At 65.6% G+C, this 19,294-nt stretch carries 17 protein-coding genes and 1 pseudogene; 4 read left to right on the top strand and 14 right to left on the bottom strand.

The features are described from left to right. Positions 1–257 precede the first annotated feature (257 nt). Positions 258–2,246 carry a PEP/pyruvate-binding domain-containing protein gene (locus M2421_RS20045; protein WP_259210095.1) on the bottom strand — a complete coding sequence of 663 codons (1,989 nt, stop codon included), beginning with the start codon at positions 2,244–2,246 and terminating at the stop codon, positions 258–260. A 147-nt stretch (positions 2,247–2,393) separates the two neighbouring features. On the opposite strand from M2421_RS20045, the gene M2421_RS20040 reads away from it, so the two are divergent. Next, positions 2,394–3,548 carry a hypothetical protein gene (locus M2421_RS20040; protein WP_259210094.1) on the top strand — a complete coding sequence of 385 codons (1,155 nt, stop codon included), beginning with the start codon at positions 2,394–2,396 and terminating at the stop codon, positions 3,546–3,548. Between the two features lie 75 nt (positions 3,549–3,623). Here M2421_RS20040 and M2421_RS20035 read toward each other — a convergent pair. The 3 genes and pseudogenes from M2421_RS20035 to M2421_RS20025 form a co-directional block, all read right to left on the bottom strand. Further along, positions 3,624–3,923, bottom strand: a pseudogene (locus M2421_RS20035) (LysR family transcriptional regulator); the annotation flags it as partial. Positions 3,924–4,026: 103 nt separating this feature from the next. Beyond that, the gene (locus tag M2421_RS20030; RefSeq protein ID WP_259210093.1) at positions 4,027–5,019 is read right to left on the bottom strand and encodes an aldo/keto reductase; all 993 of its coding nucleotides are present in this window, start codon (positions 5,017–5,019) and stop codon (positions 4,027–4,029) included. 10 nt (positions 5,020–5,029) lie between these two features. Then, on the bottom strand, positions 5,030–5,626 hold the full coding sequence (locus M2421_RS20025; RefSeq protein WP_259210091.1) for a flavodoxin: 597 nt from the start codon (positions 5,624–5,626) through the stop codon (positions 5,030–5,032). A gap of 74 nt (positions 5,627–5,700) precedes the next feature. On the opposite strand from M2421_RS20025, the gene M2421_RS20020 reads away from it, so the two are divergent. Further along, positions 5,701–6,594, top strand: coding sequence for a LysR family transcriptional regulator (locus M2421_RS20020; protein WP_259210090.1), 894 nt, complete (start codon positions 5,701–5,703; stop codon positions 6,592–6,594). A gap of 3 nt (positions 6,595–6,597) precedes the next feature. Here M2421_RS20020 and M2421_RS20015 read toward each other — a convergent pair whose 3' ends face one another. The 4 genes from M2421_RS20015 to M2421_RS20000 form a co-directional block, all read right to left on the bottom strand. Next, positions 6,598–7,608 (bottom strand): aldo/keto reductase, encoded by a 1,011-nt coding sequence (locus M2421_RS20015; protein WP_259210162.1) that lies wholly within the window; start codon positions 7,606–7,608, stop codon positions 6,598–6,600. Between the two features lie 155 nt (positions 7,609–7,763). After that, positions 7,764–8,918, bottom strand: a complete 1,155-nt coding sequence (locus tag M2421_RS20010) for a carboxymuconolactone decarboxylase family protein (RefSeq protein ID WP_259210088.1) — start codon at positions 8,916–8,918, stop codon at positions 7,764–7,766. Further along, positions 8,915–9,973, bottom strand: coding sequence for an alpha/beta hydrolase (locus tag M2421_RS20005; RefSeq protein ID WP_259210087.1), 1,059 nt, complete (start codon positions 9,971–9,973; stop codon positions 8,915–8,917). Before M2421_RS20005 ends, M2421_RS20010 begins: the two co-directional genes overlap by 4 nt. Before the next feature lie 220 nt (positions 9,974–10,193). Continuing rightward, the gene (locus M2421_RS20000) at positions 10,194–11,288 is read right to left on the bottom strand and encodes an alpha/beta fold hydrolase (protein ID WP_259210086.1); all 1,095 of its coding nucleotides are present in this window, start codon (positions 11,286–11,288) and stop codon (positions 10,194–10,196) included. 343 nt (positions 11,289–11,631) lie between these two features. On the opposite strand from M2421_RS20000, the gene M2421_RS19995 reads away from it, so the two are divergent. Next, complete coding sequence (locus M2421_RS19995) at positions 11,632–13,002, top strand: alpha/beta hydrolase (protein WP_259210085.1); 1,371 nt, start codon at positions 11,632–11,634, stop codon at positions 13,000–13,002. A 179-nt stretch (positions 13,003–13,181) separates the two neighbouring features. Here M2421_RS19995 and M2421_RS19990 read toward each other — a convergent pair whose 3' ends face one another. The 6 genes from M2421_RS19990 to M2421_RS19965 form a co-directional block, all read right to left on the bottom strand. Further along, positions 13,182–13,937 (bottom strand): hypothetical protein, encoded by a 756-nt coding sequence (locus tag M2421_RS19990; RefSeq protein ID WP_259210084.1) that lies wholly within the window; start codon positions 13,935–13,937, stop codon positions 13,182–13,184. Positions 13,938–14,185: 248 nt separating this feature from the next. Next, positions 14,186–14,554: an antibiotic biosynthesis monooxygenase family protein gene (locus M2421_RS19985; protein WP_259210159.1), complete on the bottom strand. Its 369-nt coding sequence runs from the start codon at positions 14,552–14,554 to the stop codon at positions 14,186–14,188. A gap of 59 nt (positions 14,555–14,613) precedes the next feature. Next, positions 14,614–15,282, bottom strand: a complete 669-nt coding sequence (locus M2421_RS19980) for a carboxymuconolactone decarboxylase family protein (protein ID WP_259210083.1) — start codon at positions 15,280–15,282, stop codon at positions 14,614–14,616. 227 nt (positions 15,283–15,509) lie between these two features. Then, complete coding sequence (locus M2421_RS19975; RefSeq protein ID WP_259210082.1) at positions 15,510–15,863, bottom strand: cyclophilin-like fold protein; 354 nt, start codon at positions 15,861–15,863, stop codon at positions 15,510–15,512. Between the two features lie 137 nt (positions 15,864–16,000). Beyond that, the gene (locus tag M2421_RS19970) at positions 16,001–17,209 is read right to left on the bottom strand and encodes an MFS transporter (protein ID WP_259210080.1); all 1,209 of its coding nucleotides are present in this window, start codon (positions 17,207–17,209) and stop codon (positions 16,001–16,003) included. Beyond that, positions 17,206–18,264 (bottom strand): alpha/beta hydrolase, encoded by a 1,059-nt coding sequence (locus M2421_RS19965; RefSeq protein WP_259210079.1) that lies wholly within the window; start codon positions 18,262–18,264, stop codon positions 17,206–17,208. The genes M2421_RS19970 and M2421_RS19965 overlap by 4 nt, the downstream gene beginning before the upstream one ends. A 111-nt stretch (positions 18,265–18,375) precedes the next feature. On the opposite strand from M2421_RS19965, the gene M2421_RS19960 reads away from it, so the two are divergent. Continuing rightward, entirely contained in the window at positions 18,376–19,269 is an 894-nt protein-coding gene (locus M2421_RS19960; protein WP_259210078.1) for a LysR family transcriptional regulator, read from the top strand. Positions 19,270–19,294 lie beyond the last annotated feature (25 nt).

Here is a 19,294-nt window from a genome sequence, read left to right as displayed (position 1 = left end):
GCGCATCGTCGGCCGCCTGGAACGCGGCGCGTTCGGCGCGCTCCGGCAGGGCGTGCGTCACCCGTGGCCACGGCAACGCCGTGACCGACGCCAGCGCGAGCCGGCCTGCGACTGCCAGCACGCGGTACAGCTGGATACCCTGCGGGGAAACACGTGGGTCTGCAGACAGGGTGCCGGCCCATGCGTTGAACCAGGATCAGCCTTCCGTTGCCCTGTGCGTGTCACGGATCGAATGGACCCCCGAGACGTTCTCGCCGCTATCGCGTACTCCGGTCCACGTACGGCCGCGACTGCAGTATCAGCACCTCATCGCCGACCACGGCCCACTCGATGTCCTGGTCCACGCCGCCCAGCGCCTGCTTGGTGGCGGCGCCCACCTTGGCCAGGCGCGCGATCAGCGCATCGGTGAGTACCTGGCGGGAGCCGGTGATGGGCACCTCGCGCACCCCACCAGCGGCGCTGGCCACCAGCTGGGTGTCTTCGGCCGAGCGGCTCAGCACCTGCACCGCCTTGGACCAGGCCGAGTACATCACCTGCTCGGCCTGGCGCTTGCCCTCCACCACGCGGATGCCAAGCCCGCGCTTGGCCGAGATGTAGGTGATGTGGCGGCGGCCCGCGTCGAAGGGATCGCGGGTGATCATCACGCCCGAGCTGTCCGACGGCGCAGCCCGTTGCACCAGCACCGCCATGGCCACCGCATCCTGGCGCAAGCCTGCCGCGGCGCGTGCTTCGTACGCCTCGAAGTTGTAGACCGACGCCCACACCGTCTGCACGGCCTTGGCCACGGCCTCGGCGCGGGTCACGTTGGGCACGGTGGTGTACAGCCCGGCACCGCTGAAGCCGGGCAGGTCCTCGGAATTGGACGAACTGCGCACGAACACCGCCCCACCCTGCAGCTGGCCGCGCCATTGGCCCTCCAGCGTGCGCACGAAGGCGGGATCGGGCACGGCGGTGGCGATCTCGGTGCGCAATGCCGCCAGGGCGGCACGCCGCACGTCCGGGTCGGTGTTGAAGCCCGGCCGGCGCTGCAGCTCGCGCAGGCGCTCGGCCACCTGCAGGCGCTGCACCATCGCCTGGTAGTGCGAGAACGGTACGCAGAACCCATCCGGCACGCGCGCGGCCGGCGGCAGCACGGCCTTGAGCGTGCCGAGGTTGGCCGCCTTGACGCCGCAGTGGCTGCTGTCGCGCGCGCGCAGGGCGGCCAGCGGCTTCAGCGCGACCACGCTCAGGTCCGGGCGCGGCAGGTTGGCCGCCACCGGGCGGTGGGCCGTGGCGGATGGGGTCCTGGCCGGGCGCGTCAGCGGCGTCACCCGGTAGTCGTTGTGGGTGACCTCCAGTGCCACCCAGCGTCCGTCGTACTGGCGCAGGGCATCCTGCGCGTCGCGGATATACACGTTGGGAATGCCCCAGCCCTTGGCGAGCAGGTTCACGTGCGACAGCAGGGTGGACGGGCGCTGCGTCACCAGGCCGGCCACCGGCGCCAGCGCGATGGGCACCTCGTCCAGTACCGGGATGTCGCGCGGCGACAGCGTGCGCAGCTGCGCCTCCGAGCGCACGATGCGCAGCCGCCCCTCGGCACGACCGGTGTTCAGTGGCAGGAAACGCTGCTCGCGCAGCAGCGCCTCCTGGCTCACGTGGGCCAGCCCCACGGCGCTGGCCACCTGTTCGTGCTGGGTGGAGTTGGTCTTGAACCGGATCGGCTCGCGGAACGACGCGCGTACCACCGCATCGGTCTGCCGCAGCAGGGCCGCGCTCAGCACGTCGCCCTCCCAGAACTCGTAGGTGTACCCCGGCAGGTCGCGCTGCCAGCTGAGCGTGCCAAACAGGAAACGCCGCTGCGGGTCGCGGTACTGCGCGTTGAGCGTGGCCTTGTCCAGGCTGCGCACCAGCCGCTGGCGGCGCACGAACTGCTCGTGCAGCGCGAACCGCGGCGTGTTGATGTAGTAGATCCGCGCGGCATCCTGCCGGTCGATCACGAAGATCAGGTGCGGCATCTCCAGCGCGGTACCGGCGTTGTAGACCCGGGCCAGCTGCATGAACTGCGCGCGGCTGTCGAGGCGCGAGAGATAGTCCGGCCCCTCGCTCGGCTGCGCGGGAGCCGCGTCACTGCCCTGGCGATGTTCGTAGGGCGACGGCTTGCGCGCGGTCTGCGCCAGCGCGGGTACGACGCAGCACAGCAGCAAGAGCATCGCCATCCATGCCCGCGGCGACGCCAGGCCGGCAAGGTGCGTACGGGATCGGTCCATGATGCCGGTGCGGGAGTTGAAGTGGGGCGATCATAAGCCAGTCACGCCAGTCGTGGACGGCGCGACCGATTGAGGCGCAGGCCGGGCCACGCTATCGTCTCCCGCCTTGCTTCGCCCCACCTCGATCACGTCAGGATGACTTCACCGATGACACACGTCCCCCCGATGCCAGCCCCGGTCACGCCCCGCCGCCGTGCCGCACGGGCTGCGGCCCTGCTCGGCCTCATCGCGGTCGCCTGCGCCGGCAGCGCCACGGCCGCCGAGAAGATCAAGATGCATCGCAGCGGTGCTGGCACGCCCGGCCCGGACGGCTGGCTGGAGGCGACCTCCAGCGGCGGCAGCTTCTCGGTGCGGCTGCCGTGCCGCTTCAACGATCTGACCGCCACGCCCGGGTCGGGGGATGTGGTCCGGGCGGATGTGCTCGGCTGCGCGGGCGATGGCGTGAAGTTTGGCGCCACCCGTGTCCAATACCGCGATGCAGCGCTCGCCGGCACCTACTTCGAAAGCTTCGCGGCGGCCGGCGCATTGCCTGGCGCCTCGCTGGACCGGGCGCCGTATCGGGACCACCCCACCATCACCCGCCAGCTCGACACCGGCAGCACCTGTACGCTGGTCCGCATCGTGCACGGCACCCGGGACAACATCCTGATGACCGTCGAGGCAGCGCCGGCGCGCTGCAGCAGCGCCAGGAAGATGGGGATGCAGTTCCTGGACTCCCTGGTGCCCGGCACCCCCAGCACCGATGAAACGGCCGATACCGCCGGAACGGGAACCGGCACCGGCACCGTCGCCGCGGTGGCTGCCCCGACGCTGTCCGAGTGCCCGCTCGATGCCGAGCTTGCCGGCGCGCAGGCCGTTGCCGCGTTCGGCGCGCTGCCACGGGACGTGGAAGAGAAGATGCCAAGCGACACCTGCAAACCTGCCACGACCGCCTCGATGATCATGCGGCGCGACGGCATCTGCACGATCGGCGGACAGCCCATGACCTTCGCCAGCCTGATGACGCTGGAGGCGACTGGCGCACCGGTCTCGATGATGTTCATGACCGCCTACCGCGACGACACCCATGGAGCACTGCAGGCTGCCCTCGAACAGCGCTACCGCACGCAGCCGGCATCGACCTACCCGCGCTATGCACCCGCGCACCGGCAGCCGACCAGCATCGTGTCGCAGCCAGGTGGCACGCTGCTGCTCCTGGGCAGGTCGCCACCGGAGACATCGGGCGAGGCGATGACCAGCGTGTTCCAGTTCGCACCGGCCAGCGCGGACCTGGTCAATCGCAGCACCACTACCTGCCGCTGAGCCTGGCCGCCGACCGGTCCCTCGCGCTCAGCCCGGCGCTGCCTTGATGAAATCGATGAAGGCGCGCAGCGGTGGCGGCAGAATCCGCGGCAACACCAGCCGTGCCGCGCTGACCGGCACGTTCAGCCGCAGCGTGCGGGTCGGCGTACTCCGGAACGCACTGATCGCCTCGGTCGCGGTATCCAGCTCCCTCAGGGCCGGCTCCACCCCCGCCAGCAGCACTTTGGCCGCGTCGGTGAGGCCCACGCTGCGGGTGGTGCGATTGAGCAGCTTCACGCCCAACTGGGCCTCGATGCGCTTGACCGCCTCGCTCAGGTTGGATGCGCTGAGATCGGCCGCGCGGGCCGCTTCACGGAAGCCGCCTGATCGGGCCACCTATGAAGGTCGCTCCTGCCCGGCAGCGCTTCCGGCCCACCGCCGCAGGTTCGGCATGCGCGCCCTCGGCAGCCGGACAGACGCCCTACTTGCTCGGCGGCATCTACTTGCCGGTCATGGCCAATGCCGCCTCCGGCAGTCGCTCACCCTGCACGCGCACCTGCGCGAGCTCGCTGTCGATGCGTTCAAGGTCGCCTCCATCCAGCACCAGATCGATGGCCCCCAGGTTCTCATCGAGACGATGCAGCTTGGTCGTGCCCGGAATCGGCGAAATCCAGGGCTTCCGGGCCAGCAGCCATGCCAGCGCAACCTGTGCTGGCGTCGCTCCCTTCCCGGTTGCCACGGTCCTGACCACCTCCACGAGCGCCATGTTGGCCCGGCGTGCGTCAGCAGAGAAGCGCGGCACGACGTTGCGGAAGTCGCTTGCATCGAACTGCGTGTGCTCGTCGATCTTGCCTGTCAGGAAACCTGCGCCCAGCGGACTGAATGGCACGAAGCCGATGCACAGTTCCTCCAGCAGCGGCAGCAACGTAATCTCCGGCTCGCGCCAGAACAGCGAGTACTCGCTCTGCACGGCGGCAAGCGGCTGCACTGCGTGCGCCCTGCGGATGGTCTGCAGCCCCGCCTCCGACAGCCCGAAGTGGCCCACCTTTCCTTCCGCGATGAGATCCTTCACCGCACCGGCCACGTCTTCAATCGGCACGGCCGGATCAACCCGGTGCTGGTACAGCAGATCGATACGTTCCGTGCGCAGGCGCTTGAGGCTGGCCTCCACCGCCGCCTTGATGTGCGCCGGCTGGCTGTTGGTGCCCGGCCCGCGCGTCCCGGTGGCCGGGTCGATATCGAACCCGAACTTGGTGGCAATCACCACCTGGTCGCGCACCGGCGCAAGCGCCTCGCCCACCAACGCTTCGTTGGCGAACGGGCCGTAAGCCTCGGCGGTGTCGAAGTGCGTGATGCCGCGCTCCACCGCCGCGCGGATCAGCCCGATCATCTCCTGCCTGTTCGCGGCCGGGCCGTAGCCCGAGCTCATGCCCATGCAGCCCAGGCCGAGGGCGGAGACCTCGAGGCCTTGTCCAAGCGTACGCATTTTCATCGCGGGTTCCTCATCGAGCAGTAGGGGAAGCGGAAAGCCAGGCGTTGACGCTTTCCATCGTCTTTCGCTCCTGGTCGGCCTGCATCACGAAGGCCTCCCGGATGCGTGCCTTGGGCGCATGGCGCGCCAGCACGCGCAGGCTGCTGCCCACGCCGTACCCGCCATGTGTAATGAAAGGCACCAGCGTCTTGCCACCCATGTCGTGCCGTGACAGCAACGAACGGATGACCGGTGGAGCGGTCTCGCCCCAGATCGGGAAGCCGAGGTACACCGTGTCGTAGCGTGCGAGGTCCGCAATCGTCGCGCGCAACGCCGGCTCGCGGCTGTCGTCGCGCTCCTGCCTCGCCTGCGCCACCGTTTCCAGGTAGTCCGCCGGGTAGTCCGTTGCAGGCTGGATTTCGAACAGATCGCTCTGCACGCTGCGATGGATCAACCCGGCGATCACCCGGGTATTTCCCGAGCGCGAGAAGTAGGCCACCAGCGTCCGCGCGGTTGAAGGGCGGGCAACGGGCTGCTTTTCGGGCACCGCAGCGGTACAGCCCAGCGGCAGCGATGCCAACGCGGCAACGACCGCCCGGCGACCAGGATGGGGGGATGGCGTGGTCATGGCCCCAATCTACGCCCCCCGCGCGCATGCTTGCAGAGGCATAATCGAATATCGCTTATATCCGGATTGCATCAATGGGCGCGGAGAACTACGACCAGTTGGCCATGTTCGTGCTGGTGGCGCGTGAGCGCAGTTTTACCCGTGCCGCCGCGCAGCTTGGCATGTCCCAGCCAGCGCTGAGCCGATCCATGCGCCAGCTGGAGGAGCGTCTCGGCGTGCGCCTGCTCGCGCGCACCACCCGCAGCGTGTCCCCCACCGAAGCGGGCGAGCAACTGTTGCGGGTGATCGCACCGCGCTTCGAGGAGATCGATACCGAGCTGGCCCAGCTCAACGCGTTCCGCGACAAGCCCGCCGGCCGCCTCCGCATCACGGCAGGTGAACATGCCGCGCTCACCGTGATGCAGCCGGTACTGGGCAGGCTGCTGCCGGCCAACCCCGACCTGAACATCGAGGTGATCGTCGACTACGGGTTGACCGACATCGTCGCCGAGGGCTTCGACGCAGGCATCCGCATGGGCGAACAGGTGGCCAAGGACATGATTGCCGTGCGCGTCGGGCCTGACCTGCGCATGGCCGTGGTCGGATCGCCTGCCTATTTCCAGCGCCATCCGAAGCCGAAATCGCCGCACGACCTCACCCGGCACAACTGCATCACCATCCGCCTGCCAACCCATGGGGGCATCTTCGCGTGGGAGTTCGAGAAGAAGGGACAGGAACTGAAAGTACGGGTGGAAGGCCAACTGGTGTTCAACAACATCGCCCTGCGCCTGGGTGCCGCGCTGGAGGGGCTGGGACTGGCCTACATGCCCGAGGATCTGGTGCGCTCCCACGTGCAGGCAGGCACCCTGGTTCACGTGCTGCAGGACTGGTGCCCCTCCTTCCCTGGCTACCACCTGTACTACCCCAGTCGCAGGCAGTCATCGCCGGCGTTTACCCTGCTGCGTGATGCGCTGCGCTATCGGGATTGAGCGCTAACGCAGGGGCGCCTCCACGCCACTGTAGGCCTGCACCGTCGGCGGAAGGCGCTCGCCCTGCACTGCCACCGCAGCGACTGCAGCGTTGAGCTCGCGCAGCTCGGCGGCGCTGAAGACCACCTCGGCTGCGCCCAGGTTGTCCAGCAGATGGGCCATCTGCGTGGTGCCAGGAATCGGCACGATCCAGGGTCGCTGCGCCATCAGCCAGGCCAGTGCGATCCGCGCAGGCGTGGCCTGTTTTCGCGCGGCCCAGTCCCTGAGCAGGTTCACCAATACAAGGTTGTGTTCGATGTTCGCCGGGGCGAAGCGCGTTTCGATGCCGCGAATATCGCCCTCGGCAAACCGTGTTCCGGCGTCGATCGCCCCCGTCAGGAAGCCTACGCCCAGCGGGCTCCATGGCACGAATCCGATCCCCAGCTCAGCACACGTAGCAAGCACTTCCTGTTCCGGCCCACGCCAGAGCATCGAGTACTCGCTCTGCACAGCCGTCACCGGCAGCGCAGCGTGCGCGCGACGAAGCGTTTTCAGGCCCATCTCGCACAGGCCCCAATGCAGCACCTTGCCCTCGGTCATCAGGTCCTGGATCGCACCGGCCACGTCTTCGATCGGCACCTGCGGGTCCACGCGGTGCTGGTACAGCAGGTCGATGCGGTCGGTCCGCAGTCGCTTGAGCATGCCCTCCACCGCCAGCTTGACGTGCGCAGGCCTGCTGATCAGGCCCGGGCCACGCGCGCCGGTTTCCAGGTCGATGTTCCAGCCGAACTTGGTGGCAATCACCACTTCGTTGCGGAACGAGGCCACCCCTTCCCCCAGGATCCGTTCCACTTCGTGCGGGCCATACGCCTCGGCCGCGTCATAGAAGTTCATCCCGTGATCGAACGCGGCACGGATGATGCGGTGCATCTCGGTGCGCGAGGGAAGGGTCGTCTGGTAGGTGCGGCTCATGTTCTGCACGCCCAACCCGATGCTGGACACCTGCAGCTTCCCGAGCATGCGGCGGCCGTCCATCCTCGGTGCTGCAGCTGCCGGGGAGGCCTTTGTCGTGGACGTGGCCAGCGTGCCGGCCAGCGGCAGCGCCGCCAGCGTAGCGGCGCCCTTCAGCAGGGAGCGGCGTTGGGCGTTGGTGGGCAGGGTATTCATTGGGGTCTCCATGTGGGGCGCTGTCAGGGCCCCGGTGCCGGGGTCTGTTCCAGTGCCTGCACCGCGCGCGCGGATGCGGCGGCGTAGCCGCTGTGAGCCAGCAGTTGGGCCAGGTGCTGCAACTGTGCGCGGCTGAGGCCGACGCGCTGGCTGGCCGCCATGTGCGAGCGCAACTGCGCCTCCACGCCCGGCATCACTGCCAGCGCGCCCACCGTTGCCAGTTCGCGGCTCTGCCAGTCCAGGTTGTCGCGCTCGAAGATGTCGCCGAACAGGTGCGTCTGCAGGTACTGGTTGATGATGGGGGCGAAGTCCATGACCGGCCCGGTCACCGGGGCACCGGAGATCCGGGTCTGGTTGGCGGTGCCTACCGCGCGAAGCGCATCGCCCACGGGGACCTTCCCGGTGGGCGGGCGCCCAGGCGCGGTCGCGATGCCCTGCGCCTCACGTTCGCGCACTACGTTCATCAGCTCGCCCAGGGCGTTGAGGCTCTTCGGGAACCCCGCATAGGCATACAGCTGCACGAGCACTTCCTTCGTCTCACTCAGCGTCAGGCCAGCGTCCAGTCCCCGGCGCAACGCGGCATTGAGCTGCGGCATATCGCTGCTGGCTGCGGCGGCTGCAAGCAGCGGGATCGCCTGCTGCCTCGGCGACAGCGGACCGGCAACGGGGGCGTCAATGCCCGCTGACGCCTCGCGATACTCGTCATCGCTGACCTGCTCAAGCCAGGCAACCGATTTGCCATCTTCCACACCGGTTACTGCGAGGTGAGTCATCGCGCTATGCGGCGCGGCGCCGTGCCAATGCTTGACTCCCGCAGGACACACCACCACGTCCCCGGCATGTATCTGCCGCGCCGGCCTGCCCCATTCCTGGGTCAGCCCAACGCCGGAGGTAACCACCAGTCGCTGACCGGAGGGGTGAGTGTGCCAGGCCGAGCGCGCGCCCGGCGCAAAGCTGACGTATGCGGAGGACGCTTGCACCTCCTCGTCCGCCGGGAACAGCGGATCTACCCGCACCTTGCCGACGAAGGTCGCTGCCGGACCGGCAACAGACGACTGCGTTCCCGCTCGGGTGATCTGCTGCGTGGGTGGTTCGACCGCGCCAGCGAACGGTGCCGCCACGCTCAGTGCCGCGCCGAGCAGCGCGGTCTGCGCGGTTGATGCGCGAGGCGTGCTCATGGCGCAAGCGTCCGGCCGTAGAACGTGGCCAGCGAGGCGATGGCGGCATCCACGTATTTCGGCACCCAGTAAGTCTCGATATGCGTCGCGCCGTCCAGCAGCACCAGCTGTTTGTCGGTGGTGCCGGTCGCTTTGGCGAAGGCGTCCCGGGTCATGTAAAGGCTGTCAGCCTTGCTGCCGGCAATCATCAGCAGCGGCTGGTTGATGAGCGCTATCTGGTCGGTGGCGTCCCAACGCATCAGCTCAAGCAGGCTGCTGGTGGTGTAGCGGAAGGTGGAGTTGGGGTGGGCATGCGTCTTCCAGTAGTACTCATAGCCCTGGCGATACAGATCGAACGGAAGTTCGGCGATCTGCTCGTCGGTGAGGTTGGCGTCGCCGGAGTACAGCACTTCGCCGCCGGCAGCTTGCTGTGCTCGCGCTTTCGAGGCCTGCTGCAGGCGCTGCTGGATCGTGTCGAGCTGCGAGTCGCCGTAGCCGTTGCGGCGTACGCGGCCAGAGTTGAACATGCTGATCGTGGCTACGGCCACGAACCGCTTGTCGGTCTGCGCGGCCGCCAGCGAATAGCCGCCGCCGCCACAGATGCCCAGCAAGCCCAGGCGCGTGGTGTCGACCCACGGGAATCGACTGATGAAGTCGGCCATGCCGTGGATGTCTTCGATGCGGTGGGAAGGAGTGTCCACGCTGCGCGGCTGGCCACCGCTGGCACCTTGATATGCCGCGTCAGCAGTAATGGCGATATAGCCATGCTCGGCCAAGCGCTGCGCGTACAGGCCGGCCACCTGCTCTTTCACCCCACCGTTGGGATGGGCCACCACGATGGTCGGGTATTTCCGCGCGGCGTCAAAGTTGGCCGGCGTGTAGAAGTTTGCCGCGATCTCGATTCCATTCAGCGAATAGGTCACCGAGTGGACATTGACCTCGCTGGGAACATTCCGCGTGACCGCACCTTCGTAGGCCAATTTGAAGGGGTTGAGCTTGTAGTCGGCTGCGGACGCGTCGCCTGCCGACAAGCCAAGGGACATCGCCAACAGCGTGGCGTGCACGATGTGCTTCATTCAACTGCTCCCAGTCTGGAGGTAACCCCTGCCGGTGCCCTATGGCGCGCCCGGGCTGGCGGGATCAGGAGTAAAACTAACCGCCGTGCACTCATAGAGTTAGAGCATCAGCCGGATATCACTCATGCATGAATGATATGAATTATGGATGGGCGAGCGACGCGGCACCCATCGCGCCGCACGCCCTTCATGGTGCGATCACTGCACCAGATAGTCCGGATCACTGATCCAGATTCTTTTTCGCCAGGAACTCACTCACCAGATCGGCGATCTGGACGTTGTTGAGGTCCGAGAACAAGAAGTGGCTGTTGCCACGGATGCCGATGTCCGGCAAATGGATCAGGGTGACGTCTCCGCCCTGCCGATTGACCGCATCGCGCCAGGCGCGCGCCATTTCCAACCGTGCCCGCCAACTGTCCTGCGCGGGCAGGTCAACGGGCTTTTCAGGAATGTTGTCGCCATACAGCACCAGAATGGGAATCCGCGTCAGCGCCTTGAAATTTTCAGACGACACCACGGCAGGTGCGACGGTATCGAATGCACTGGGAATCGGCGCCGGCGCATCGTCCTTTGCAAATACGAAGCTGCTGCCAGGCTCGAACGCGACGATTGCGCGAACGTTCGGGCTCTTTATCGCCGTCATCCAGCCGGGGCCTCCGGCCTGCGAGTGGGTAAACAGGATTGCAGGCCCTGTCTTCTGGAGCACGGCAGCTACCCCGTCAGAGACTACATCGAGGTCGAACGGCCCAGTGTTCGGCGTGACCGAACGGAAAAACTGATCAAGCGAGGCGTCCCCTTTCGGGAACTGGCTACCGTTGAAGTATTTCGGCCAGAGTCCGATTCGGAACTGGTTGAACCACATCTGGTCGTCTGCCACCGGCTTCATCGTGGACTCGACCATGCTTCGGCCAGCTTTGCCCCGCCTTGGCTGATCGATCAAATAGGTAGTGAAGCGACGACGCAGGAACAGGTTCTGGAAGCCCTCGCGTCCATCGGCAGTCGTTTCCCAACTCCTGGATGACTGGCCCGCACCATGCCACATCACGATCGGCAGCGGACGCGCGTTGACCGGCTTCTGGTAGAAGGCATAGACGTGATCACCGTGGTAGCTCTGGCCATTCGGATCAGAGGGCTTCAACGGATCGAACGTGCCAGGTTCCGTCTTTTCCATGCCACCCGCGAGAAAGCTTCCTTGCGCATCGATCTGCAGTGGCTCGTTTGCCATGGCAGTCGCGGTGCAAAGGGAAACCGCTATCCAGATCAGCGTGGAGGGGACGCAAGGCACCAGAGTGCGGCGGCGGGTGCGAGTGTGCATGGGTCACTCCGTGACAGATTGTCAGGGAAATCTACCCTCGGGACCATGCCGGAAGAAGAGCGTAAGTGCATATCACTAATGCATGGAGGGTATATATGCCGTGCCTCGACTTGGCGTTGTCCAGCAGGCGTAGATCGTCGAGCGATCTTCAATAGGGAGCTTCTTAAGCGGGGTAGCTAGCCAGGCACGCCCGGCATTCGCCATTGGTCCGTGCGGCAAAGCGGGCGCATGTCCGCTTCCGGCCAGAAGCAGACAAAGACGGCAGACCAGGATTACTTCCGGCATTCGTCTCGATTCCGCAGCCAGTTCATCCTAGCTGCTCAATCACGCTCGAGGATGGCCGATGTGTCGCAGTGTGCTGTGGGCGGTGTTGCTTCTGGTCGCACCCTTGGGTGCCAACGCGTCTGCACCGAAGGCGCAAGCCTGCGAGGATGACGCATCACCCGCATTACGCGGATCGCAGTGCGCCTCTGTCGATGTGCCACTGCGCCATGCTGACCCATCAGGCGAGCACATATCGTTGTTTCTGCGGCGCATACCGGCCAGCGCCGACCATGCCAGACGAGGCGAAGTCTGGCTGCTCTCCGGCGGCCCTGGTGAGTCAGGGGCATCCCTGTATCCCCTGATCCAGACTTACCAGCGTGCATTTCCCGGATTCGATCTTGTGATTCCCGACCACCGGGGTACAGGCCGATCTTCGCGGATCTGTCCCGTCCAGGAGTCACCTGAAAGCCCGGAAGGCAGGGGGCTGGCAGGAACGGAATGGGGACCCTGCATCGGGTCTATGTACGCCAACCTGCAGCGGACGTCGGCCTTCTCTATTACCGAGGCCGCTCAGGACCTTGGCATCCTGATGTCGGACGGGGATCGCGGCGGTCAGGTGTTGCTGTATGGCGTTTCTTACGGCACCCAACTGGCGCTGCGCGCGCTCCAGGTCAACGAGCTTGACGTGGATGGCCTCATTCTTGACGGACTGGTGCCGCCGGAAACCACTGAAAAGTTCGATCTCAGCCGGCGCACAGCGCTTGTCGACCAGGTAGGCCGGGAGAGCATGGACGAAGGTAGCCTCGTTCGCTATCGAACGCTGCTGGCGGCGAAGGATGCTGCTTGGCAGAGAGAGGTGCCGGGCGGCGATGTGCGCCGATTTTTCGCCGCGCTGCTGAGCTTCCCTGCGCTGCGCGATCGAATCCCGAAGATCGTGCAGGATCTTTCCGCTGGCGATGCCCGGTCGCTGGTTGCCACGGCAAACGATTGGAACATTGCGCTGGCGCAACTGGGACAGGGTGGAAACAATCAGCCGGCCTTGCCGCTGGTGATGCTCATTGCCGCCTCGGAGAACAACGCTCGTCCGGAGCTGAGCCTGGCCACTGTCAATGAAGAGGCCAGGCACGCGCTGTTCGCCAGCCCCATTCCCGGCCTGCTGGTGAATGGCAGTGTTCCGCGCTACCCACGTGATGCATGGTTCGGAAAGAGTCCGCGCACCCTTCCGCGAACCCTGGTAATGCAGGGGACCCTGGACCCGAATACCGCGTACGCCGGTGCCGTAGAACACGCTGCCACGCTTGCCGGGTCGGGGCCTGTCACGTTCCACACAGTGGACCGCGGCGCCCATCTGCTCGCATTGGTGGCTCCACGCTGCTTTGTAGCGGCGGTCGAAAGCTTCATTGAGGGTGCCGTGGTGAGCGAACGCTGTGCAGAACCCGCGTCAGAGTGATGGCCAGGCAGACCACTGCGCACCGATTGATCCCTTCTGACGCCCATTTCGTCCGTGTCCGCTTCCGGCCAGGAGCGGACATGTTCAGGCCATCACCTTCGCCTACAAGGGCATTCCTCCCAAGGCCTCAAGGCGCTGGCCGGGATCCAACCACTGCCTCCCGCAAGGTCGTCGGTTTCCTAGAATTCCGCTTCCTTGCTGGCAGCAGGTTGCAACACTTGCCGCCCTAGCTCATTGCCGATGTTGAGGAACCCGATCCCGCCAGAGAGCCCTTGCGCTCGCATAGCCTGCGTTTGCACGACCGAAGAATAATCCGCGAAGAAATCGGGCTTGCGCCATTGCGCGGAAATCGAATCGCGACTGCCGCCCAGGTCGTTGTTCCAGGTCACGGCCCTCTGCGAACCGGGCGAACCGAACTTGCGCTTCAGCAGCTCCATCACGCGCGGCTCGGCCTCGAACCCCATGGTATTGAAGCGCAGGGCGATCACGCGCCCGTTGCGCAGCAACACCAGGCCGCCCGCACCTTCCAGGGAAAAAGCGTCGCCTGCGCCCGCGCCGATCGACATGCCGATCGGCGCAACCCACGCCGGTGCCTCAGCCGTGGCGAAGACCAGGTAACCGTATTCGCCTGGCGCGAACTCGGTATTGCCTACGGCCATGTTCGTCGTGCCGGGCGCGACGCACAACCCTGTTGCCGGTGGCATGGCTTTCAGCGGCTCCGGCGGCGGGGCCGTCAGCTTGTTGAACGCCCTCGCCCCCAATCCGACGTTGCTCCTGCGGGAAGCTGGAGCGGGTGAGGATAGTTCGCAAACAGGCAGCGTTAGTTGTGCCCCTAACTTGATGCCGAATATGTCAGTTTCCGCCGCAGATACCGATACGGTGGACGACATGGTCAGTAAAACGACAAGAGAACCGGCGGCTGCAGTGAAACGCATGGGGCTGTAATCCAAGCTGGATCGTGGTGGAGGCGAGTATATGCCCGGTTGCTGCTCGACGCTGCGCTCGACCGCCAAGGCGCGGCCGACGACCCTCACCGAGTGACCACTTCCGGCCATCAGCGGACTCCGATCACTTTCAGCAGATCGGCCAATGCAGGACTGCCGCGCCGACGTACTGACGGCGGAATGCCGCAATTGAAAGAGAGTCCTTCGCGTATCACACGCATGCGCTGCCAGGTTCCCTACTACTTGATCTTCAGCGCCGGCAGAAGAGGGTCAACATCAACCAACTCCAGCGACGTGACCATATGTAGCGTGCCGTTCTTGTACCTGAGGAAATGCGGACTCTTCACATGCTGTTCGTATGCCTGCCGACTCGCATAGATTTCAAGGATTGTCAGCCGGGTCGGATCTTCCTTGTCGAAGACCGCATACAGCGACAGCACGCCTGGCTCAAGGTCCATCGAGGCGCGAACCTCTTCAGCCAGGGCATCCCGATAGGCGGGCAGGTGCTCTGCACTGACGGTGATCTTTGACAGCCTCGTCATCTGTGCCTCCTCCGCGCCAACACTGAAGGAGCATGCCGCCATGCCGAACAGCGTTCCGATGATCATCTTGTTCAATCCACCCTCCAATGTGCCTGTGCCACTCGACAAGGCGATCTTCCTGGACATCATTCCTGCCGGGCCTCGCGCTGGCGTTGAATGCCGACGCGCACACGCTCGGCAGCCTCCCGGCCGAAGCGCGCTTCGAGTACATCGGCCAGCGTGTAGAGCTGCTCTGGGCGTAGCCCTATGTTCATGCTGATGCCGATGTGGGCGTACAACTGAGGTTCCACGCCGGACAGGGCAGCCAGCATGCTGACGGTGGCCACCTCGCGGCTTTGCCAATCAAGGTTGTCGCGCTCGAAGATGTCGCCGAACAGGTGCGTACGCAGATATTCATTTGCCTGCGGTGCGAAATCGAACAACGGCCCTGACACCGGACCGCCAGCCAGCCGGGTCTGATTCGCGGTACCTGCAGCGAGCAAGGCGTCGCCTTTCGGAATCGGCCTGCCGGGCTCGCGGCCGGCTTCATCCAGGATGCCCCGCCGCCTGCGCGACTCCGCCACCTGCATCAGTTCGCTCAGCGCGTTCAGGCTGCGCGGAAAGCCCGCATAGGGATAGACCTGCACGAGGATCTCCCGCGCTTCAGCCAGGCTCACGCCCGCATCCAGGCCTTGATTCAACGCCTCCCGCAGGCCCGCCATGTTGCCGGCCGCGGCGAAGGCGCTGATCGGAATAATGCCGTACTGGAGGGAATCCAGTTCGTTGGCAGAAACCCCGTTTGATTCAACAGTCATCGTTGCTCCTTCATGTACGAACGCCGTCTGTCCCCGAGCGGAGGCGAGCATCGCCGCACCCATCAGACCGACGAGACATCTTGACCGCCACGTCCAGTCAATCGCCTTGGTACTGGACATCGGTCACCTTCTCCCCCCTGGAGGGGCGTACCCCACGCCTGCACGCGAACTGGGCGGTGACGTACTCCGTCGAAGCCTTCATCATTGTGGTGTACCGCGTAGGCGACCTACGGCTGATCGGACTCAATGCGGACCTCTACCGGACCTTCCGTGCGAAGGACCTGCAGTCCTCCTTCGATTCGACCCAGTCGTATCAGTCCCTTCGAGTAGCCAAAGGGCCTGTGGAAAATCGCCAGGTTCCCCCACGGCGCATAAAAGGCGATGTCGCCTGCCACCGGCGTCATTCCCTCCGGCTCGCCCGCCACGCTGAGACGGCGCGGAAGCGGTGCGATTTTTTCGGTGGCGGCGTAGTCCTCAAGCTGCAGTGTCAGGGGCAACTGGGCGATGAACTCGCGTGCGGGGATACTGTCTTCCATGGCCGCCGACAGGGTCTGATCGTCGATGATCAGTCGAATCTTCATGGGCTGGAGCTCCGGGTTGGACGCTGCTTTCGTGTCTGCGACGTCGTGATGATGGGGGGCGGCAGAGCATGCCGCTACTGCCCCGAGTGCAAGCAGCAGGGAGAGCGGCTTGCCCGTGATCGACGTATGACGCCTCATCAGCCCCCGGCCTCCACGGCCACCACCGGCCCGGACGTGGGCGCGGCGCCGGCCGCCGTGACATGGGCGAGCAGCGCGGCAATCAGCAGCAGGCCTGCACTGGCCAGGAACGTACTGGCAAAGCCGACGCTGTCGAACAGCAGTCCGCCGACGGTAGATCCCAGCGCGATGGAGCACTGCACCACCGCCACCATCAGGCCCCCACCGGCTTCTGCGTTGTCAGTGAACGTGCGGGCCAGCCAGCTCCACCATCCCACCGGTGCGGCGGTGGCCAGCAGGCCCCATGCCGAGAGCAGCGCGGCGGTCGGCCAAAGATGGGGGCCCAGCGGAACCAGGGCCACTGCAATCAACGCCATCAACGCGGGTATGGTCACCAGCGTGCGGTAGAGTCCACGTCTGATGAATGCGCCGATGGCAAGCGTGCCCACGAAGCCGCTTGCGCCGATGGCCAGCAGCAGCAGCGGAACAGCCGCGGTTCCTGCACCGGTCACCCGTTCCAGGAACGGTCGCACATAGGTGAACAAGGCAAACTGCCCCATGAAAAAGGCACCGCAGGCAATCATGCCCAGCGCCACCTCGCGCCGACGCAACAGCGCGATCACCCCGCCATGTGATTGCCGGCGCTCCGCGGCCATGGAGGGCAGGCACACCCACTGCCACGCCAAGGCGATGGCAGCCACCGGCAGAAGGCACAGGAAAGCGCCACGCCATCCGATCATGCCGCCCAGGTAGCTGCCCAATGGCGCCGCCACTACCGTTGCCAGCGCGTTGCCGCTGTTGAATATCGCCAAGGCGCGCGGGACCTTCGCAGCCGGCACCAGCCGCATGGCCGTAGCGGCAGACAGCGACCAGAACCCACCGATCACCACGCCGACCAGCGCACGGCCCGCCATGTAGACCGGATAGTTCGGCGCCAACGCTACCACCCCACCCGACACCGCCATCAATGCGGTAAGCGTGAGCAGCAACGTTCGTCGGTCTATGCTGCCCGCCAACCGGGAAATCGACAGGCTGGTCAGCACCGCAAACGCACCCGAAATGGCAATGCCATACCCGGCAAGACCTTCGGTCACGCCCAGATCTGCCGCCAGGGGCGTGAGCAGACTCACCGGCATGAATTCAGAGGCGATCAACGCGAAGACGCACAGCGTCATCGCGAGCACGCCGCCCCAGTTGGCGCGGTCTGCAATGGCGTCGGTGCGGCTCATTTCCCTGCCAGGCCACGCTGGAAGAACGTCGCCAATTTGTCGAAGGGAATCAGGGTGGTGCGGTCATACAGGTCCACGTGGCCCGCACCCTTCACCCAGTAGAGCTCCTTGGGCTCCCCCGCCCTTCGGTAGGCGTCTTCGCTGAACTCGCGGGAATGGGCGGCGTCGCCGGAGATGAACAACATCGGCCGGGGCGAGATGGTTTCAATGTCGTTGAAGGGATAGAAGTTCATGAATTTGACCAGGCTGCTGAAGAGCGGCTGGGTCGTCAGCTCGGCCGTGTCACCCTTGGGCGTGTAGGCGCCGCGCGGGGTGCGGTAGAAGTCGAAGAATTCGCGCTGGATGGCAGGCGTGTCAGCATCGAGTTCGTTCACCGTGCCGGGCACGAACACGGGCGCCCCGCCCTTGAATTCGGCCAGACGCTGGTCGGTTGCGGACTGGATCACCTTCTTGCGCTGTTGCAGCGACTGCCCGTTGTTCAGCCCCTGCCGTGCCGCCGCCCCCATGTCGTACATGCTCACCGTGGCAATGGCCTTGATGCGCGGGTCGATCTTGGCGGCGCTGATCACGAAGCTGCCGCTGCCGCAGATACCCAGGCCGCCGATCCGATCCGGGTCCACGGAGGACTGCGTGCTCAGGAAGTCCACGGCCGCACTGATGTCGTCCGAATAGATTTCCGGCGCCACCAGGTGCCGCGGGGTACCGTCGCTCTCGCCCCAGAAGGAAAGATCGATCGCCAGCGTGACGAAGCCCTGCTCGGCCAGCTTCTGCGCGTAAAGTTGCGCGCTCTGCTCCTTCACCGCGCCCATCGGGTGCCCAACCACCACGGCGGGGGCGCGGCTACCGCGAGGCAGGCCCCGGGGGCGGTACAGCGTGCCCACCACCTCCATCTGGTACTGGTTGTGGAAGCTGACGCGCTCACCCGTCACCGTCGGGCTCCGGTAGAAGTTGTCCGCCCCGGTGGCACGGGCCGCCACCGGCACATCAGCGGCAAACGCGGCCAGCGGAAGGAGGTGGCCGGCGAGCAGCGCCAGCAGCAACGTGGTGGGTTTCATGCGAGGGCGGCCTCGGTTGGGGGACTCAGGGCGCCACGGTAAGCCCCGTCGGCTACGCCGATAAGCCGGCTTAAAGTTGATGCATTGTTGAGTTGAGCTCACAATTGATCCATGAGCGCCGTGAAGACCCATGATCTGCAAGCCTTTCTGGTCGTGGCCCAGGAGCAGAGCTTCACCAAGGCGGCCGTTCGCCTTGGGGTAACGCCCTCTGCGCTGAGCCATTCGATGCGGTTGCTGGAAGAACGCCTGGGCATCCGCCTCCTGGCCCGGACCACGCGCAACGTTTCCCCCACCGAGGCGGGCGAGCGCCTGATGCGCTCCATCGCGCCGCACTTCGAGGCCATCGGTGCCAGCGTGGAAGCGCTGGGCGACCTGCGCGACCGGCCAGCCGGAACGCTACGGATCTCCTGCACGGATGATTCCATGCAGACGATCATCCGTCCGCGGCTTGCCGGGTTCCTGGCCGAGTACCCGGACATCACGCTTGAGTTGTACGTGGATTACGGCTTCATCAACGTGGTGGAACAGCGCTTCGACGCCGGCATCCGGCTCGGAGAGGCGCTGAGCAAGGACATGATCGGGGTCAGGGTCGGGCCGGATTGGCGCCTGGTGGTGGTTGGATCTCCCGGGTACTTCGAGAAACATCCCAAGCCCAGGAAACCCGCCGACATTACCCAACACCGCTGCGTGCACATCCGGCATCGCCCAACCGGTGCCATCTATGCCTGGGAGTTCGAAGAGAAGGGCAAAGAGTTCACCGTACGCGGCGATGGACCGTTGGTCTTCAACAGCATGACCCACGTCATCAATGCCGCACTGGACGGCCTGGGCCTGGCTTACGCGCCGGAACCGATGGTCGCCGAGTACATTGCGCAGGGCAGGCTGGTGGCCGTGCTGGACAAGTGGTGCGTGCCCTTCCCCGGCTACCACCTTTACTACCCGAACCGCCGGCAGCCCTCCCCCGCGTTTTCGGCACTGGTCGCGTGGCTGAAGCGGGATGAGTAGGGCTGCGTAACGGACGGGGCTGACC

The organism is Stenotrophomonas sp. BIGb0135, assembly GCF_024810105.1.
GTDB classification, from domain to species: Bacteria; Pseudomonadota; Gammaproteobacteria; order Xanthomonadales; family Xanthomonadaceae; genus Stenotrophomonas; species Stenotrophomonas maltophilia_AB.
Note: the sequence above shows the minus strand (reverse complement) of the source record. Positions and strands in the feature narration are given on the sequence as shown.

Coding starts and splice junctions, on each gene's coding strand:
- M2421_RS20040 (WP_259210094.1), top strand. CDS start 2,394: ATGACACACGTCCCCCCGATGCCAGCCCCGGTCACGCCCCGCCGCCGT.
- M2421_RS19970 (WP_259210080.1), bottom strand. CDS start 17,209: ATGAGCCGCACCGACGCCATTGCAGACCGCGCCAACTGGGGCGGCGTG.
- M2421_RS20045 (WP_259210095.1), bottom strand. CDS start 2,246: ATGGACCGATCCCGTACGCACCTTGCCGGCCTGGCGTCGCCGCGGGCA.
- M2421_RS19975 (WP_259210082.1), bottom strand. CDS start 15,863: ATGAAGATTCGACTGATCATCGACGATCAGACCCTGTCGGCGGCCATG.
- M2421_RS19965 (WP_259210079.1), bottom strand. CDS start 18,264: ATGAAACCCACCACGTTGCTGCTGGCGCTGCTCGCCGGCCACCTCCTT.
- M2421_RS19980 (WP_259210083.1), bottom strand. CDS start 15,282: ATGACTGTTGAATCAAACGGGGTTTCTGCCAACGAACTGGATTCCCTC.
- M2421_RS20025 (WP_259210091.1), bottom strand. CDS start 5,626: ATGACCACGCCATCCCCCCATCCTGGTCGCCGGGCGGTCGTTGCCGCG.
- M2421_RS19985 (WP_259210159.1), bottom strand. CDS start 14,554: ATGATCATCGGAACGCTGTTCGGCATGGCGGCATGCTCCTTCAGTGTT.
- M2421_RS20005 (WP_259210087.1), bottom strand. CDS start 9,973: ATGAAGCACATCGTGCACGCCACGCTGTTGGCGATGTCCCTTGGCTTG.
- M2421_RS20000 (WP_259210086.1), bottom strand. CDS start 11,288: ATGCACACTCGCACCCGCCGCCGCACTCTGGTGCCTTGCGTCCCCTCC.
- M2421_RS20015 (WP_259210162.1), bottom strand. CDS start 7,608: ATGGACGGCCGCCGCATGCTCGGGAAGCTGCAGGTGTCCAGCATCGGG.
- M2421_RS20020 (WP_259210090.1), top strand. CDS start 5,701: ATGGGCGCGGAGAACTACGACCAGTTGGCCATGTTCGTGCTGGTGGCG.
- M2421_RS20010 (WP_259210088.1), bottom strand. CDS start 8,918: ATGAGCACGCCTCGCGCATCAACCGCGCAGACCGCGCTGCTCGGCGCG.
- M2421_RS19960 (WP_259210078.1), top strand. CDS start 18,376: ATGAGCGCCGTGAAGACCCATGATCTGCAAGCCTTTCTGGTCGTGGCC.
- M2421_RS19990 (WP_259210084.1), bottom strand. CDS start 13,937: ATGCGTTTCACTGCAGCCGCCGGTTCTCTTGTCGTTTTACTGACCATG.
- M2421_RS19995 (WP_259210085.1), top strand. CDS start 11,632: ATGTGTCGCAGTGTGCTGTGGGCGGTGTTGCTTCTGGTCGCACCCTTG.
- M2421_RS20030 (WP_259210093.1), bottom strand. CDS start 5,019: ATGAAAATGCGTACGCTTGGACAAGGCCTCGAGGTCTCCGCCCTCGGC.